This window comes from Streptomyces sp. NPDC037410 (assembly GCF_055602235.1).
Genome location: NZ_JBVJWR010000002.1, coordinates 102,626 through 118,590, shown reverse-complemented (window position 1 = coordinate 118,590; position 15,965 = coordinate 102,626). Strand labels below are relative to the sequence as shown.

The 15,965-nt window shown below is 70.8% G+C and carries 10 protein-coding genes; 9 read left to right on the top strand and 1 reads right to left on the bottom strand.

Features of this window, described 5'->3' with window-relative positions; genetic code table 11:
- Positions 1–4 precede the first annotated feature (4 nt).
- Positions 5–1,597, top strand: coding sequence for an ISL3 family transposase (locus ACZ7HT_RS03480; RefSeq protein ID WP_471159264.1), 1,593 nt, complete (start codon positions 5–7; stop codon positions 1,595–1,597).
- Positions 1,598–2,378: 781 nt separating this feature from the next.
- Here the strand turns inward: ACZ7HT_RS03480 and ACZ7HT_RS03475 are convergent.
- Complete coding sequence (locus ACZ7HT_RS03475; RefSeq protein WP_471159263.1) at positions 2,379–3,203, bottom strand: NAD(P)H-binding protein; 825 nt, start codon at positions 3,201–3,203, stop codon at positions 2,379–2,381.
- Positions 3,204–4,220: 1,017 nt separating this feature from the next.
- Between ACZ7HT_RS03475 and ACZ7HT_RS03470 the strand changes: the two genes are divergently transcribed.
- From ACZ7HT_RS03470 to ACZ7HT_RS03435, 8 genes are all read left to right on the top strand, one after another.
- Complete coding sequence (locus tag ACZ7HT_RS03470) at positions 4,221–4,661, top strand: hypothetical protein (protein ID WP_471159262.1); 441 nt, start codon at positions 4,221–4,223, stop codon at positions 4,659–4,661.
- 567 nt (positions 4,662–5,228) lie between these two features.
- Entirely contained in the window at positions 5,229–5,570 is a 342-nt protein-coding gene (locus ACZ7HT_RS03465) for a CU044_2847 family protein (protein ID WP_471159261.1), read from the top strand.
- Complete coding sequence (locus ACZ7HT_RS03460; RefSeq protein ID WP_471159260.1) at positions 5,549–9,640, top strand: HEAT repeat domain-containing protein; 4,092 nt, start codon at positions 5,549–5,551, stop codon at positions 9,638–9,640. Before ACZ7HT_RS03465 ends, ACZ7HT_RS03460 begins: the two co-directional genes overlap by 22 nt.
- Positions 9,641–9,921: 281 nt before the next feature.
- Positions 9,922–10,599 carry a response regulator transcription factor gene (locus ACZ7HT_RS03455; protein ID WP_471159259.1) on the top strand — a complete coding sequence of 226 codons (678 nt, stop codon included), beginning with the start codon at positions 9,922–9,924 and terminating at the stop codon, positions 10,597–10,599.
- Between the two features lie 86 nt (positions 10,600–10,685).
- Entirely contained in the window at positions 10,686–11,900 is a 1,215-nt protein-coding gene (locus ACZ7HT_RS03450) for a sensor histidine kinase (RefSeq protein WP_471159257.1), read from the top strand.
- A 132-nt stretch (positions 11,901–12,032) separates the two neighbouring features.
- The gene (locus ACZ7HT_RS03445) at positions 12,033–13,793 is read left to right on the top strand and encodes an alpha/beta hydrolase (RefSeq protein WP_471159255.1); all 1,761 of its coding nucleotides are present in this window, start codon (positions 12,033–12,035) and stop codon (positions 13,791–13,793) included.
- Positions 13,794–13,952: 159 nt separating this feature from the next.
- Positions 13,953–14,429, top strand: a complete 477-nt coding sequence (locus ACZ7HT_RS03440) for a helix-turn-helix transcriptional regulator (protein ID WP_471159253.1) — start codon at positions 13,953–13,955, stop codon at positions 14,427–14,429.
- A gap of 237 nt (positions 14,430–14,666) precedes the next feature.
- Positions 14,667–15,878 (top strand): hypothetical protein, encoded by a 1,212-nt coding sequence (locus tag ACZ7HT_RS03435; RefSeq protein WP_471159251.1) that lies wholly within the window; start codon positions 14,667–14,669, stop codon positions 15,876–15,878.
- Positions 15,879–15,965 lie beyond the last annotated feature (87 nt).

The following is a 15,965-nucleotide window of genomic DNA, read 5'->3' as shown; positions in this document are numbered from 1 at the left end:
GGTCATGCAGACCGATGCACCGTTCTGGGGCTCGCTGGTGTTCGACGGGATCGACGATGTGGATGTCGAGGCGGTTACGGCCGCGTTCGGCACGGTCGAGGTGGTGGCGAGAGGCCGAGCGGCCGGCGCTACCTGTCCGGACTGCGGCCGTTTCTCGGACCGGGTCCACGACCGATATCAGCGCAGGCTGAGGGATCTTCCGCTCGCTGAGCAGCGCTTCGTGATCCGGCTGACGGTCCGGCGCTTCATCTGCGGTTCGGCGGACTGCCCGCGCCGGACGTTCGCCGAGCCGTTCTCCCGGCTGGCTGCCCCGCACGCGCGGTTCACCTGGCGGCTCAGCCGCGCGCTGGAGCGGGTGGGGCTCGCGCTGGCCGGGCGGGCCGGTGCTCGGCTGGCGGCCCAGCTGGGCTTCGGCGCGGGACGGATGACCTTGTTACGCAGGGTCATGACATTGCCCGATCCGCGGTTCAGCACGCCGCGTGTGCTGGGCGTGGACGACTTCGCGATCCGTCGCGGCCAGACCTACTCCACCGTCTTGACCAGTGTCGAAGACCGTCGCGTGGTCGATGTGCTCCCGACACGTCAAGCCGGGCCGCTGGCCGCCTGGCTGATCCGGCACCCCGGAGTGCAGATCATCTGCCGGGACCGGGCGGGTGCCTACGCCGAGGGTGCCCGCCGCGGTGCCCCCGACGCATTGCAGGTCGCCGACCGGTTCCACCTGTGGCAGGGCCTCGGCCGAGCCGTGGAGACCTGCGTCGCCGCCCACCGCGACTGCCTGCGCAACCCGTCGCCCAGCGGCACACGGCCGGAGACGCCTCGCCTGGCCTCTGGCCTGCCACAGGATGACTCGGACCCCGTCGGCCGGCGGGCCGAGCGGAAGAAGGCCGCACACGCCCTGGTCCACGAGCTACTTGCCCAGGGTCACTCACGCCGGGCGATCGCCCGGCACCTGGGCTGGGGACTCAACACCCTGCTCCGGTACGCGAACGCCGCACGCTGGCAGGACACCTTCCGCGAGAACCGGCCCCGGCCCAGCAGGCTGGACCCCTACAAGCCCTACCTGGAGCGGCGATTCGCCGAGGGATGCACCAGCGTCACCCGACTGCACGGCGAGCTGATAGCCGAGCACGCTCCTGTCACCTACGGCATGGTCCGCGCCCACATCGCCACCTTGCGCGGGATTCCGTCCGCCGCACCGCCTCGGCCGCCGACGGTGCGGCAGGTGACCGGCTGGCTCACCCGACACCCCGCGACCTTGAACGAGGAGGACCAGGCCAGCCTGAAGCAGGTCCTGGCCCACTGCCCCGAACTGGACCAGGCCGCCGGACACATGCGCGACTTCGGCGAAATCCTCACCGACCGCCTTGGCTCCACACTCCCCACCTGGATCGATGCAGTCGACGCCAGCCAGCTACCGGGCCTCACCGGCTTCGCACTCCACCTGCTCCGAGACCTCGACGCCGTGACGGCCGGGCTCACTCTCGACTGGAACTCCGGCAGCATCGAGGGCGCCGTCAACCGCATCAAGAAGATCAAGCGGCAGCTCTACGGCCGCGCCGGGTTCGACCTACTCCGCAAGATGATCCTTCTCCAATAACACTTCGCGATGTTCCCCAAGAGCTGCGCGAGAACCGGATGGTAGGAACCCCTGCTGCGGCTGGCGTACAGCCAGTGCATGCGGGTGCCCAGCCGTGGCAGGATGGCCTCATGTTGATCCGAAAGGGCGATGCCGCGTAGGCGTCCCAAGGCCGTCCGCGCAGAGCGGTGGCGGCCACGATGGCAGTATCCGGTTCTGAGGGTCCCCGGCGTCTCCGCACGGACTCGTGCAGCGATCCGCCGGGTCGAAGACCAGGAGATGTGGCCCAACGCGGTCGCCAAGGCACTCTCGTGTTTCGAGTGGGCTTTTAAGGAGCCCGGACGCTACCTGGACGGCTCCGCGTTTGATTCGCCCGGGGTGGGAGATGCCCGTGATGACCTGGAGTGGGCGATGCTGTGCCTTCCGCCCGGAGCCAAACGGGACTTGGGCCGATTGATCACGCGTATCGATGAGGAATTTGAGCGCCGCACCTTGCCGGAGCCCAACTACAACGAGTGGGCGACGACGCGCTGGTGGTGGACCAGAATGCGTGATCGGTGACGGTCCCCCAGGTCGCCGCCCCTCCTTGCAATCGAACGAAGCTGTCACCCTCCGCGATGGCTCCCCAAGATCTGTGCCAGAACCGAGTTTTGGCGGCGCTTGGGCGCTTGCCGCGGGAGCATCGGAATGCCCCCGTGAAGCGTCCTGGTCACGCCGCGGATGTCGAAGGGCGAGCTACACGTGGCCTCCGATGACGCCGTCACCCGGAACACGGCGAGTGGCGGCAGCCCCTTCCCACGTATCAGGGGCGGACGGCGTCGGCGTGTGCGGTGGCCCATTGCGCGAAGGTCCGAGGCGGGCGGCCGACAACTTCCTCGACCGTTGAAGTCGCCCTGGCCACCGTCTCCGGCACGGTCGCCCACATGTGCAGCATGAACTCGATGCCCTCCTCGGGCGACGCCTCAGCACGCCAGTGCCGCCGTGCCTGATCATCGGTCAGCTCGGTGAAACGAATGTGACTGCCGGTCGCCGACGCGATGGCGGACACCTTGTCGGCCGGCGTGAGTGCTTCCGGGCCCGAAAGGATGAGGCGCCTTCTCGCATAGCCGCCTCCGGCCAGCACTGTCGCGGCAACGGCGGCGACGTCCGCCTCGTCTGCCGAAGCGGTCTTGCGGTTCGCGTACGGCTCGCGGACCTCCGCCGTACGCCGGATGACCTCAGCCCATCCGAGTGCGTTCGACATGAGGTCGATGGGCCAGATGAACGTCCACTCCAGGCCGCTGTCACGCACGGCTTGTCCCAGCTCTCCTTCCTCACCAGGCGACAGGACCGTCAGCCGCCGCACGCCTGCCTCGGCGGCCATCGCCATGATCTGCGGCCCCGTCTGCAACGGGGCGTGGTCGTGCCCGGTGGCTCCGAGCAGGTGCACGGCGGAGACTCCGTCGAGGGCCGCCGCCATTGCCTGCGGCTTCGTGAGGTCGCCGCCCGCCACTTCGACGTCGTCGGGCAGACCGGTCGCCTCGGCCGGGTTGCGCGTGAGCGCGCGAACCGTCTGTCCGGCACGCCGAAGTCGCTCAACCACCAGGCGCCCCAGAGTTCCCGTCGCACCAGTAACCAGAATGGTCACGTCACTCCTTGCCTGCTGCCTGTTGAGGTGGCACCGCACTGAGCGGTGGTCGAGCCTTCCCGTTGGCCGACCGCAGACGAACAATAGGCGGCATATAGGTCAGATGCTGTCCGCAATCCGATGAGGCCCGGACCTCGTTCCACACCACCTGGCCGTAGCCATACGGGAACAAGGCCCCTCTCGGGCGGCGGGCCGGCCCATGCAGTGACGTCATTCTCGTGAAGCCAAGGGGAGGGTCGTGCATGGGAGGGCAGGCAGTGCGGCAGGCCACCACGACGACGCCGCGCTCAAGCAGAGCCCTCGGCTCGCCGCCTCCATCCGGCTCGACCAGGGCTGGAGCAACGTCTCACGTCGAGCCGAGCAAGCTGGCCGGAACAGCCGTACCACCATCTCCCGCCAGCCCCTGAGCCACGCGGGCCACGGTGCCAAGACCGGCGCGCCGGTACTCCCTGTGCCACACCATCAGGCATCTGATGCTGCGTCAGCAAAGGCGCAGCGAACGTCGGCATTCAGCTGGCCAGACCTGCTCGCGCACGAGCGCACCCTGGTGTGTCGGCGCCCCCTCGCCCCTCAAAGCAGGGCCACGCATGCCAGGCCGGCCCCTCCATGCGGCTTGCCTCCGTAGGAGCCAAGCCCCTGCCTGCCCCGCAGCCGGGGTGGTGGTGGTCTCAGCTGCGTGGGCGGAGACCACCACCCCCACGGGCTGTGACCCTAGCTGGGGAGAACAGCAAACCCGCGCCGCCCTCTCGAAGGCCTGACGCCCAGCCCCGACCCCGGCCCGGTGCTCGTCGACCACCATGACCCGCACGCCCATCCTGCCCCCAACGCCGGCCCCTACTGCCCCGGCAAGCTCCACACTTGTTCGACGCCGCGAGCCGGCTACCGGCGAGAAGCCCGCGGAAGGCCGCGGAAGGCCGAATGGCACCTCGGGTGGGGCAAGTTGACACATGGTCAAGCATGATCAAATTCGAGCTAGAGTAGACATTTCCAAGCCAACATGTTTTCCCTGGGGGATCCTTGCGCCTCAAGAGCAGCCTCGTCGCCACCGCCGCGGCTCTGGCCACCGTAGTCACTCCGCTCCTCGCTAGCCCCGCGGCCGCTGCCTCCGGCACTGAGGCAACGGTCTCGACCAACTCGTACTACGGGCGGATGGTCATCGGCTGGGGGCTCAACCCCTACCGTCTCGACCCGATCCAGATCGTCGCCCAGGACCGCGCGACCGACGGCTACGTCGTCGGCATCCGCCTCATCACCAACGGCGAAGCCGGCCACAGGGTCTGGTCGATGCGGACCGTGCCCAGCGGCCAGACGACCGCCTCGTGGAGCACGTACCTGGAGGCCGGCTGGATCGACAACGCCTACTTCGAGGTCTGCAAGATCGGCGCCAGCAGCGGCGTGATCGCGAGCTGCGAGGCCTCTGCCGTGATGAACAACCCGCTCGACGACTCCTCCATGTAGGACGCACGGCGAGGGGGTGTCACCCGCATGGGTGACACCCCCTTTCGTCTGTCTCCTCCAAGGCGGACCGACTGTCGGCCCGGGCCGACAGTCGGTCCGCCTTGGAGGAGACCATCAGGTAAGGCCCGCACCCTCGGCCTGCACTCGCCGTCGAGATGACGCGAGGAACACACCATGTGGCGACAGCAGTTCGACACGGGCCTGGTGGGCATCGGCGGCCTTGGCACGGCGATCGGCGATCGGCGATCGGCTCCAGGGCTCGATGCCGTTCAGGGACTAAGAGATCAAGCTAGGTCCAGCGCAAGCACGAACACGCACCGGGTCTCCTCCAGGAACGACTTCAGCGACTCCAGTACGGTCATGGCGGATTCCGGCGTGCACCGGTCCCAACAAACTCCTCGACCGCGGCCGCGAAGGGGCAAGGGCGACCGGGGCCCTGAGGTGAGTTCCTCGCGGATGAGATTGTCTCCGGCGGCCGCGCGCTGTCGGTGGCCTGTGCCACGATGTCTTCACGGCCCGCTCCGGGCTCGTCACAGAGGTTCGGGCCGACTCCTGGGGGAAGTCAGGATGACAGAGGACGACCGCACCGCGGGAGAGACCGTGGTGGTCCCCGTGACCCAGGACGGGGTGCGCATGCAAGTGTTCGCGCACTCCGCCGAGGCTGCGGCAGACGGCGAGGAGACCGAGATCGCCGCCCGTCGCCCCAGTCTCGACCAGGTCATGTCCGGGCTGAACGCGGTGGCGCGAGCCGTGGGCGAGCAGGCCCGGCAGAGCACGGCGAGTAAGGTGACGCTGGAGTTCGGCTGCGACATCGCCCTGGAATCGGGCTCTCTGGTGGCCGCCATCGGCAAGGCGAGCGCCAAGTCGGCGTTCAAGGTCACGCTCGAATGGGACAGCACCTCGGCGTGACGGGCCTTCTCTTAGGGAGGCAGGAGTCGGCGCTGCTGGACTCCGTCGTCGCGCTCGAAGTGCCCTCGTCCGACGGCGAACCGCTCGCCGTGGGCACCGGTTTCTTCGTGGCGCCCGGCGTGGTGGCCACGTGCGCCCACGTGGTAGCCGCCTCGGCGGCTGAGCTGCCACCCAGAATCGTGGGCCGCATCGCCTCGCGCTCGCTGATCCTGGAGCTCCAGGTACGTCCGGAGTGGTACTTCCTGACCCCGAAGGAAGGGCTCGACCTGGCATTCCTCCAGGTCACCGACACCGACCGGCAAGAGAGCCCCGCCGCCCTGCCGCTGTCGGACCGGCTGGCCGTCGGAGACACGCTGTGGGCCTATGGGCATCCGTCCGGCATGTTCCGCGCCGGGCAGTCCGCGACCTTCTCCTACGAGGGCCCGTCCTCCCGTTCCTTCGAGCGGCCGAACAGCCTGCACCGGCTACGCGGCGCGGTGCTGACCGGCGGGTTCAGCGGCAGTCCCGTCCTCAACCGCCGGACGGGGTGCGTGGCCGGCATGCTGACCACCGCCGACCGGACCGGCAGTTCACACATGGTGGGAGCGCGCGAGCTCATCGCCCGGCTCGATCCCGGCTGGTGCGACAGTCGGTGGAGCGCCGACTGCCGCACTTGGCTGGGCACGCTGTCGGACGCGGAAATCGAGGCAGGCGGCTGGCCCTTCCTCGGACCGCAGTTGCGCGAGTTCCTCGACCTCTCCGCGCGTGCCGCCCGGGAGCACCCGTACCCAGGAGTGATCCCCGGCACGGTGCCGCCGCCGTTGTCCACCGTCTACGTACACCAGCACACGACAGCATTCCGGAACCACGGCCCAGTGCCGGACGACGAGGCTCGAACCCCCGCCGACGCGCTCCTGGACCACCCCGACGACGTGGTCGTCTTCGGCGGTCCGGGCTTCGGAAAGTCCAGTCTGCTACGTTCCTGGATCACCACGGTCGCTCGCAGGTGGACCGAGGAGCACTTCTACCACTCGGTCCCCGTCCTTGTCAGAGCCGCGGACCTGGTCGACGACCTGCCCTTCGCGATCCTCCTGCACGACGCCGTCTCTCGGGAGCTCAGCGGCGCCGGGCTGGTCAGGTCCATCCGCGAGGACCTCTTCGCCGCTCCCCCGGCGCCGGGCGTGCGCTGGCTGCTGCTGGTGGACGGCCTGGACGAGGTGATGAGCCCGGAGGCGCGGCAGCGCGTCCTGGGCAAACTCGCCTCGATCCGGGAACAGGACACGTACGCGCACCAGTTCCGGTTCGTCCTGGCTACCAGGCCCACTCTCGACGTCCGGGACGTGCCCCGGTTCCGATGCTGCTCGTTGCTGCCCTTCGACCTCCAGCAGCTGCCCCAGTTCGCCCGCGCCTGGTTCACCGCTCTGGGCCTGTCGGAGCCGGAGGCGAAGACCACTGCCTTCCTGGATCACGCCAAGATTCCCAGCGTGCGGCATCTGGTGACGGTGCCGCTGATGGCGACCATGCTCTGCCAGTTGCACGCCGAATCCGGCCAACAGCCGCTCCCCCGGGGCCGCTGGGCGCTGTACACGCGGTTCATGGACCTGCTCCGCTCCCAGCAGTACGGCGAGCGCGCCGGCGTACTGGAGCAAGCGCACGCCGTTCTGGACCGCCACGGCGCCGAAGGGGTCCGCGCGGCGGAAGGACTCGGGACCGTGACAGATCACGTCCTGCGGGAGCTGGCCCTGGCCAAGTACCACGGGGACACCACTCCCGAACAGCAGTTGATCGAGCGGTGGACGGGCCACCTGCGGCCCGACTCCCTCCGTCCCGAGCAGTGGAGCGCGCTGTGCGAGGAGGTACTGCTGCGAGGCGGGCTCGTCGTGAGGCGAGGTGGTGGCCTGGAGTTCGTCCACCAGACGCTGCTCGAACACCTCGCGGCGCAGGCCACGGTCGGGAACCCCGAGCGGAACCGGGCTGCCTACCGCTCGATCGTCGGCGGCCGGCCGCGCAGGCGCCGGGTGGCCCCGCTGGCCGCCGTCGAGAATCCCTATGTCGACTTCCTCGTCTCCTCCTGGTCCGGCCGTCCGCAGTTCGCACGACTGCTCGTGCACTGGGCCAGGGAGCTGCATGGTGCCCAGTACGTCGCCCGGCTGAGCGGCGAGGGCGTCCCCCTTCCCCAGCGGGTGCTGCGGACGGCCACGCGGGAACTGTTCGCGGTCATCCGCAACGAGCGTCGCGACCCGTTCGACCGGCTGCGGGCCGCCCGGTCGCTGGTAGACCTGGGGGACGCCCGGGGCACCGCAGCGATCTCTTCCTTCGCGGCGCTCCCCGTGCACGACCTGGAATCCCGGCTGCACGCCGCGGAGATGCTTGCGGACCTGGGCTCCGCGGACGCCCATGAGCTTCCGGTCTCCGTCACCGACGACCACAGAACGGACGCGGCACACAGGATCAGAGCCGCCAAGATCCTGGGCCGGCTCGGTGACGAGCGAGGCGCGCGGGCGCTGGCGGACCTCGCGCGGTCCACCGAGACCTGGTGGGTGGACCGGCTGCACGCCGCAGAGTCCCTGGACCGGACCGCGCCCGACAGCGCCGTCACCATCCTGCTCGACATCGCCATCGACGGACCGACCCCTACGCATGTCCGGTCCGCCGCCGTGGAGGCGCTCTCGCGGCTCCACCCGTACTCCGCCTTCCGCTCCCTGCGCAAGGCAGCCGAGGACCGGCAGCGCCCTGTGTCCTCCCGGAGTCGGGTGCTCGAGGCAATGGAATGGCTGGGCGGGAAGGACTCCGTCGAGTGCCTGGCCCGGATCGCCCAGGACCCCTCAGAGGACCGCCACTTGCGGTTGTCGGCTGCCGATGGACTCTCACGGCTCCGTGACCCCCGCGTCGTGGACGCCTTGGCCCGCCTGCTGACCGGGCCCTCCGACGAGCCCACGCTGATCCTGCGGGCGGCCGAAGCGCTGAGCCGGCATGGCGACCCCAGGGCGGCCGACGCGCTGGCCGCGATCGCGGCGACGGAGCGGCTGACCGGACCGGAGAGGCTCCTGGCGGGCCGGGCGCTGCTCTCCCTCTCCGACCCGCGCGGCCAGGACGTCCTGTACGTCCTGGCTGGCGACCCCATGGCCGGGACCGGGCTGCGCCTACAGGCCGCCGAGGCGTTGGACGACGTACGGGACCCGCGGGCCCTGTACCTGCTCACCGTCATCGCGCTGCACCCTTCGGTGCCCCGGGCAACGCAGTTCCTGGCCGCCGAGCGCCTCGACCAGTTCCGCACCCGCAAGGCCGCCGACGCCCTGCTGTCCGTGCTGGACAACCCGGAACTGCTGGAGGAGATGCGGGTGCGGGCCGGGACGCATTTGGCGGGACTCGACGACGTCAGGGCAAGCCGCTGTCTGGACGAGCTCGCCCGGTCGGCGTTCGGTCCGGCGGCGCGCATCCGCGCCGCCGACGCGTTGGGAAAGATCGCTCCGGAAGACGGGTGCCGGGCGCTGGAGGATCTGCTGACGGACGCGCCGGTCGACGCGGATGCGCGCGTCCAGGCGCTGGAGGCGCTGTGCCGGGCACACCCAGTGCGGGCCAGGCAGGTGCTCACCGACGTCGCGGCCGACAAGCGCCAGCCGACGGAGGTGCGGATCCGCGCGCTGGCGCTGACCCGGGACCACCTGCTGCCGGAGACGAGCGCTACCCACCGGCGCATCGCCGCCTCCCGGCACGCATCGCCGATGGTCCGCATCGCCGCGGTCCACGTGTTGCAGCACCTGGGCGGCGCGGACGTGCTGGACCTGCTCGAACGGCTGGCCAGAACGTCCACCCCTTTCATCCAGACAAGGGCTCTGATCACCCTGGCTCGTCTGCAGCACGCACCTGCGGCCGCCACCTGCCGGGACTTCGTGTCCGACCCGAAGGTTCCGATGCGGAACAAGTTCGAGGTGCTCGAGATGCTGGCCGGCTCCCCCGTCGTCGAGCTGCGCCAGGTCGTCCGGGACATCTCGCTCGGCGCGGTTCCCTCCGACCTGCTGCGGGACCACTGCCTCGCGCTGCTCGCGAAGGCACGCATACCCGGCGCCGGCACGGCCGGCACCGACTGACCGCGTGACGCCTCCAGCCCTTCCGGACGCGACTGGCCCAGGAGCGCGACGGCGGGCCGCTGATGGGGGGTGGCGGGCCACTGAGGGGGGCGGGCGGGTCACTGAGAGGGGCGGCTGAGCTTGGAACAGGTCACACGCTGCAAGGACGCGCAGATCTTGGCCGATTCCCGCCATTTGGCGTCAAGCCGCCCGAGGCCGCTTGCCAGGTGAAGACTTCCGCATGGCCGGCGCCCAGCGTCGGCTCGGCCGGTACGACCAGGCGCTCACACTAGGGTGTGCGGGTGCGTGTACTGCTCGTCGAGGACGACGAAAACCTCCGTTTCGGTGTGGCCGCCGCCCTGCGGGCCGCCGGGTTCGCCGTCGACGAGGCGGCCGATCTGCCGCAGGCGGACGAGGCGCTGTTCGTCACCACGTACGACTGCGCGGTCTTCGACCGGATGCTGCCGTCCGGGGACGCGGCCGGCTACGTCGACGGGCTGCGGCGCGGCGGAAGCACCGCACCCGTGCTGTTCCTGACCGCACGGGACACGGTGGCGGACCGGGTGGAGGGCTTCGCGAGCGGCGGCGACGACTACCTCGTCAAGCCGTTCGCCGTGCCCGAGCTGGTCGCCCGGGTGCGCAGCCTGTGCCGCCGCGCCGCCGTCGTACGCCCGCCGGTGCACCGCGTCGGCGACCTGGAGATCGACACGGCGCGCCGGCACGTGCGGCGCGGCGGCGTGCTGCTCACGCTGACGGGCCGGGAGTTCGCGGTCCTGGAGGTCCTCGCGACCCGTGCCGACCAGGCGGTCTCCCGGGCCGAGCTGATCGAGAGCTGCTGGGACGAGATGGCCGAGCCCCAGTCGAACGTCCTGGAGGTACTCGTCTCCCAGCTCCGCCGCAAGCTCGGCGACCCGTCGCTCATCCACACCGTGCGCGGGGTCGGCTACCGGCTCGCACCGCCCGGCGCCGACGCCCCGTGAGGCCCGCACGACTCCGCGGCTCGCGCCCCCTCACCCCCACGGCGCGCGTGCTGCGGCTGCGTCGGCGGATCAGCCTGTTGTTCGCGTTGACCAGCGCCGTGGGCCTTGTCGCGATGGCCGTGTTCGCCGTGCGCAGTGACAGCGGCCGCTGGCGGGAGCAGCTCGACCACTCGATGAACGCCGACACCAGCTGGGCCCTCGGCCTGCTGGAGACGGACGAGGAGGGCCGCCTGGACACCGGGGTCCTCGCGGACAACATGAACACCGCCTGCCCTCCGCTGACCGTACTCGTCACGTCGGAGGACGACCCGGACCTGCTCACCGTCGCGCACGCACCGGCCAAGCCGTGCCTGGCCGTGAGCGGCGGCACCGTCCTGGCCGTCGGCCGGGCGGCGGTGCGGGCCGACGAGGTGCGTGCCTTCGACCGGCGTACGACGGACGGCGCGCCGGTACGGGTGTTCGCGCAGCCCTTCTACGCACCGGACGCTGTCGGCGACGAACCGCCGCAGGGCGTCCTCGTCACCGTGTCGGACTCGACCGCCCCGCAGGCCGGGCACCGGCGGCTCGTGTGGGTGGTGTCGGGCGGCTGCGCCGTCCTCGTACTGCTGTCTGCGGCCGTGGGACACCTGCTGTCCGGGCGGGCGGTGCGGCCCGCGCTCACCGCGCTCGCCCAGCAGGAGGCGTTCCTCGCGGACGCCGCGCACGATCTGCGGACCCCTGCCGCCTCGCTCCGTACGCTCGCCGAAACGGCGCTGCGCGGCGAGACCGACAGCGCGGAGGTGCACCGGCGCACCCTGCGCCTCGCCGAGAGCATGGGCCGTCTCGTCGACGGGTTGCTCACCCGGGCCCGGCTCATGTCCGGTACGGCCGCGGTGGCGCGGCAGCCGCTGCGGCTCGACCAGCTGGTGGAGGCGGTCGTCGAGGAGGTTCCCACGCAGGGCCACCGGGTCCGGGTCGAGGCGGCGGACACGGTCGTGGTCGCCGACCCCGACCTCGTACGGCGGGCCGTGGGCAATCTGCTGGGCAACGCACTCAAGCACGGGCACGAGCCGGGCGTCCCGGCGGACGTGCTGATCACGGTGGCCCGGGACGGCACGCTGACGGTCGAGGACGCGGGCCCCGGCCTGCCTTCGGAGGTCGCGGACGCGCTCTTCGAGCGGTTCCGCAGCGGATCGGGTTCCACCGGCCTCGGTCTGTCCATCGCCGCCTGGGTCGCCCATGCGCACGGCGGCACCCTCACGGCGGGACGCGGCGAGCGCGGCGGGGCCCGCTTCGTACTGCGGCTGCCCACGCCGGACTGACCGTCCCAAAGCTGTGGAGCGACCGTCCCGGCACTTCGCCCGACCTCAGCGGCTCCCGTCCCGGGGCTTCAGGAAAACCTCAGCATCGACGCGTGATCATTCCCTGGACCGTTCACCCCATGGGAGTACCTCTTGATCCGCCCCCTCGTCCGCCAACGGACCCTCGTCATCGCCCTCGCCGCCCTCAGCGCCACCTCCCTGGCCGCCTGCACGGCGGCCGGCCCCGGCGCGGGCGAGAGCCGGCCGCACTCCTCGGCCGCCGACCCGGCCGCCCGCCCCGACCTGCGGCCCTTCTACGGGCAGGAGCTCGACTGGCGTCCCTGCGGCGACCTGCAGTGCGCCGCGCTCACCGTGCCGATGGACTACTCCCACCCCGGCGACGGCAGGACCTTCGTCCTGCCGGTGGCGAAGGCCGCCACCGCCACGGCGGACAAGCGGATCGGCTCCCTCGTCTACAACCCCGGAGGCCCGGGCGAACGCGGATTCCAGGAGCTGAAGGGCGGCCTCGCCGACGAGCTCGGCAAAGGCGTGCGCGAGCGGTTCGACATCGTGGGCTTCGACCCGCGCGGCGTCGGGGAGAGCAAGCCGGCCCTGACCTGCCTCACCACGGAGCAGGCCGACGGACAGCCGGACGAGTCGACGGGCGAGCCGACCGACGATGCGTCCGATACGGCTGATACAGCCGAGGAGTCCGCAGAGGCCGCCGCTGCGCCCGCACCGCTCTACCCCCGTACCGACGCCGAACACGCCGACACCCTCGCGGGCGCGCGGGAGCAGGCCGAGGCGTGTGCGAAGGCGAGCGGTCCGCTGCTCCGGCACGTCGGCACGCTCGACGCGGCCCGGGACATGGACGTGCTGCGGGCGGCCCTCGGCGACCGCAAGCTCACGTATGTCGGCTGGTCGTACGGCACGAGCTTGGGCACCTCGTACGCGGAACAGTTCCCGCGCCGGGTACGGGCGATGGTCCTGGACGGGGCGGTCGACCCGTCCCTCGACTGGCGAAGGCGCATGATCGGCCAGGCGACGGGCTTCCGGGACGCGGTCGACGACTACGCGCAGAGCTGCGCGGAGACGGTCGGCGAGGACTGCCCGGGCGGCACGCCCGAGGAGATACGCGCGCTCATCGACCGGCTCCTGGAGCAGACACAGCGCGAGCCCCTGCCAGTCGAGGGCTCCGAGGACGGACTCGATGCCGAGGGCCTCGTCTCCGCGCTCAGCATGGCCATGTACACGCCGGAGCAGCAGTGGAAGGGCCTGTCCGAGGCGCTGCACGCGGCGGACGCGGGTGACGGTACGAAGCTGGCGGGCCTCACGACAGAGGAGCAGGAAGCGGAGCCGGGCACGGAGGATGGGACCGCCGGCGAGTCCGAGACCGCCGACGAGTCAGACGAGCCTGAGACCGCTGACGAGTCCGAGGGCTCCGAGGAGTCAGACGGATCTGACGGGTCCGACAAGTCCGGGGCGTCCGACGTGCCCGAGGACAACACCGAAGCCGTTCTGACGGCGGTCAACTGCCTCGACGTCCCCCACCCGCGCGACGCACAGGCCTACTGGGACGCGCTGCCCGACGCCGACAAGGCGGCCGGTGTGTACGGCACGTCGGCCGTCGCCGGCGAACTGGTCTGCAAGGACTGGCCGACCGGTCCCGAGCGGCCGCACGCGGTGCACGCCGACGGCGTTCCGCCGGTCCTCGTCGTGGGTACCACGGGCGACCCGGCGACCCGATACAGCGAAGCGGTCAGTCTGGCACGGCAGTTCCCCGGGGGCATGCTGCTGTCCTTCGACGCGCCGGGCCACACCGGCTACGGCCGCAACGCCTGCGTCGACAGGAAGGTCGAGGACTATCTGATCGCCCTCACGAAGGTGAGCCCCGACACCACGTGCCCGCCCTGATCGAGAGACCCGCGCTGGTGGCCTCGACGGAGGCCACCGGCGAGCCGAGAGCGGCCGGGCAGGGCCCGGGACGTGGGGTAGCCGGCGACTCGGACCCGTACGTCGCCGAACCGGAAGACGGCTCAGCCGGCCGTGTCGGGCTTCACGAGGTCGGCAAGCTTGGCCTCGAACAGCTCGTCGACCTTGAGCGAGGGCAGGACGTACCCCTGGTTCGCCGCATCGTCGGCGAGGCTCGCGCCCCAGGAGGAGGCCGCGAATCGCTGGTTGGGCGTGCCGTGGTGGCGCTTCGCCGTGGTCAGTGCGCCCGCGCGTGGCTTCGACAGCCGTCACAACATCGTGGTGCAGCGGTCGGATCTCCTCTACGCGCTGATCGATCTCTTCGAGTCCTTCTGGCAGATGGCCGCCCCGCTGTCCGCCCAGGGCGGGCCGACGGACGAGTCCGCTCCCGGTCCCACGCGGGAGACCCGGCAGCTCCTCACGTATCTCAGCGGCGGCCTCACCGACGCGGCGATCGCCCGCGAACTCGGGGTCAGCGAACGCACGGTGGCGCGCCGCATCACCCGCCTCCAGGAAGTCCTCGGCGCCCGGACCCGCTTCCAGCTCGGCATCCAGGCCACCCGCCGCGGCTGGATCTGAGACGCCCGCCCTCCCGGGGCACGTGTCCGACGCCTCGCCACACGACGAATGCCCCATCGGACGTGCCCGGACGCACGGCGTCCGTCACCTTCCTGTCATTGCCGGATTCCGCCAGCACGGACGGCTTCTCCGGAGCGCACATCATTTGCAGACTCGGCTCCGCAGCGAACCGGCCGCCCCTCCCGTCCCACGAGGACGTCGGGGCTCCTCGGTTCCACCACCTCAAGGGAGTTGACTGTGAAGAAGACCCTCGCCCTGGCCGTCACCCTCGTGACCGCCGCCACCTGCGCCTTCGGCGCGGCCCTGCCGGCGACGGCCGCTGACGACACCACCGCGGCCACCGCCGCGTCCGCCGGTTCCGGCATCGACACCTCCAAGCTCGATCCCAAGGCGAAGGCCCTCGTCGACGAGATCCTCGCCAAGCTGGCGGCCGACTGGCAGGCGCGCCGTGCGGCCACCGCCGCCAAGTACGGCATAGCCGACACCCAGTGGGCGGACATCCTCGACAGCGCCATCAACCCTGGCGACCACCAGTGCCGGAGCACGGAGCTGTCGGCCTACACGGACTCCTTGCTGGCAGACGCCGATCAGCCCCTGCTGGTCCTCTTCCTCTACCTCCTGGGCGGGTTCGACATGCCCACCTACGACGCGCTGCTGTTCGGCACCGAGTCCAAGTCCAACACCTTCGGCGTCAACGGTGAGTACACCAACGAGCTGACGTCCCAGGCCAAGGACCTGAAGAACTTCTGGGACATCCCCTCCGACGACATCCAGCTCGTGCCGATGCACGGCGCCGACGTCTTCTCCTCCCCCGAGCGGCTCGCCCGCACCCTGTCCGTGGTGTACGGCGGCACGCCCGAGGACAACATCGGCCTGGGCTGGCTGTTCATCGCGCTGGTCCAGTACGAGCCCGTGCTGCAGGACTGCGCCAACCCGATCTTCACCTTCAACGCTTTCGCCTACTCCGACAAGAACAACCCGCAGCCGCTGGGTGTCTCGGACCGCATCGTCATGGGTGACGGCGTCCTGCAGGGCATGAAGGCCGTCGGCCTGGGCGACACCGCCCCGCGCGCCATCCTCGGCCACGAGTTCGGTCACCACGTGCAGTACGAGGACGGTCTGTTCGACAACACCACGCTCACCGGGCCGGAGGCCACCCGGCGCACGGAGCTGATGGCGGACGCGTTCGGCACGTACTTCCTCACCCACTCGCGCGGCGAGGCCCTCAACACCCAGCGGGTACTGGACTCCGCCCAGTCCTTCTACCAGGTCGGCGACTGCAACTTCCGCAGCAACGGCCACCACGGCACGCCCAACCAGCGCCTCGCGGCCGCCACCTGGGGCGCGAACGACGCCGCCGACCAGGGTCACATCCTGCCCTCGATGAAGCTCGACGACCTCTTCGAGACGAAGCTTCCGGACCTCGTGAAGCCCGACGCGACGAACTGAGCACGCTGACCCGGGCGCCTGGTCGGTACGCGACGGCCGAGAGCCGGCGCGCGCCCGCCCCGCCGGGCACCCGGCCGTTCCGCCGAA

Bases quoted from the DNA above. Each gene is read 5' to 3' on its own strand.
- ACZ7HT_RS03480 (WP_471159264.1), top strand. From the start codon at position 5: ATGCAGACCGATGCACCGTTCTGGGGCTCGCTGGTGTTCGACGGGATC.
- ACZ7HT_RS03465 (WP_471159261.1), top strand. From the start codon at position 5,229: ATGACAGAGGACGACCGCACCGCGGGAGAGACCGTGGTGGTCCCCGTG.
- ACZ7HT_RS03460 (WP_471159260.1), top strand. From the start codon at position 5,549: ATGGGACAGCACCTCGGCGTGACGGGCCTTCTCTTAGGGAGGCAGGAG.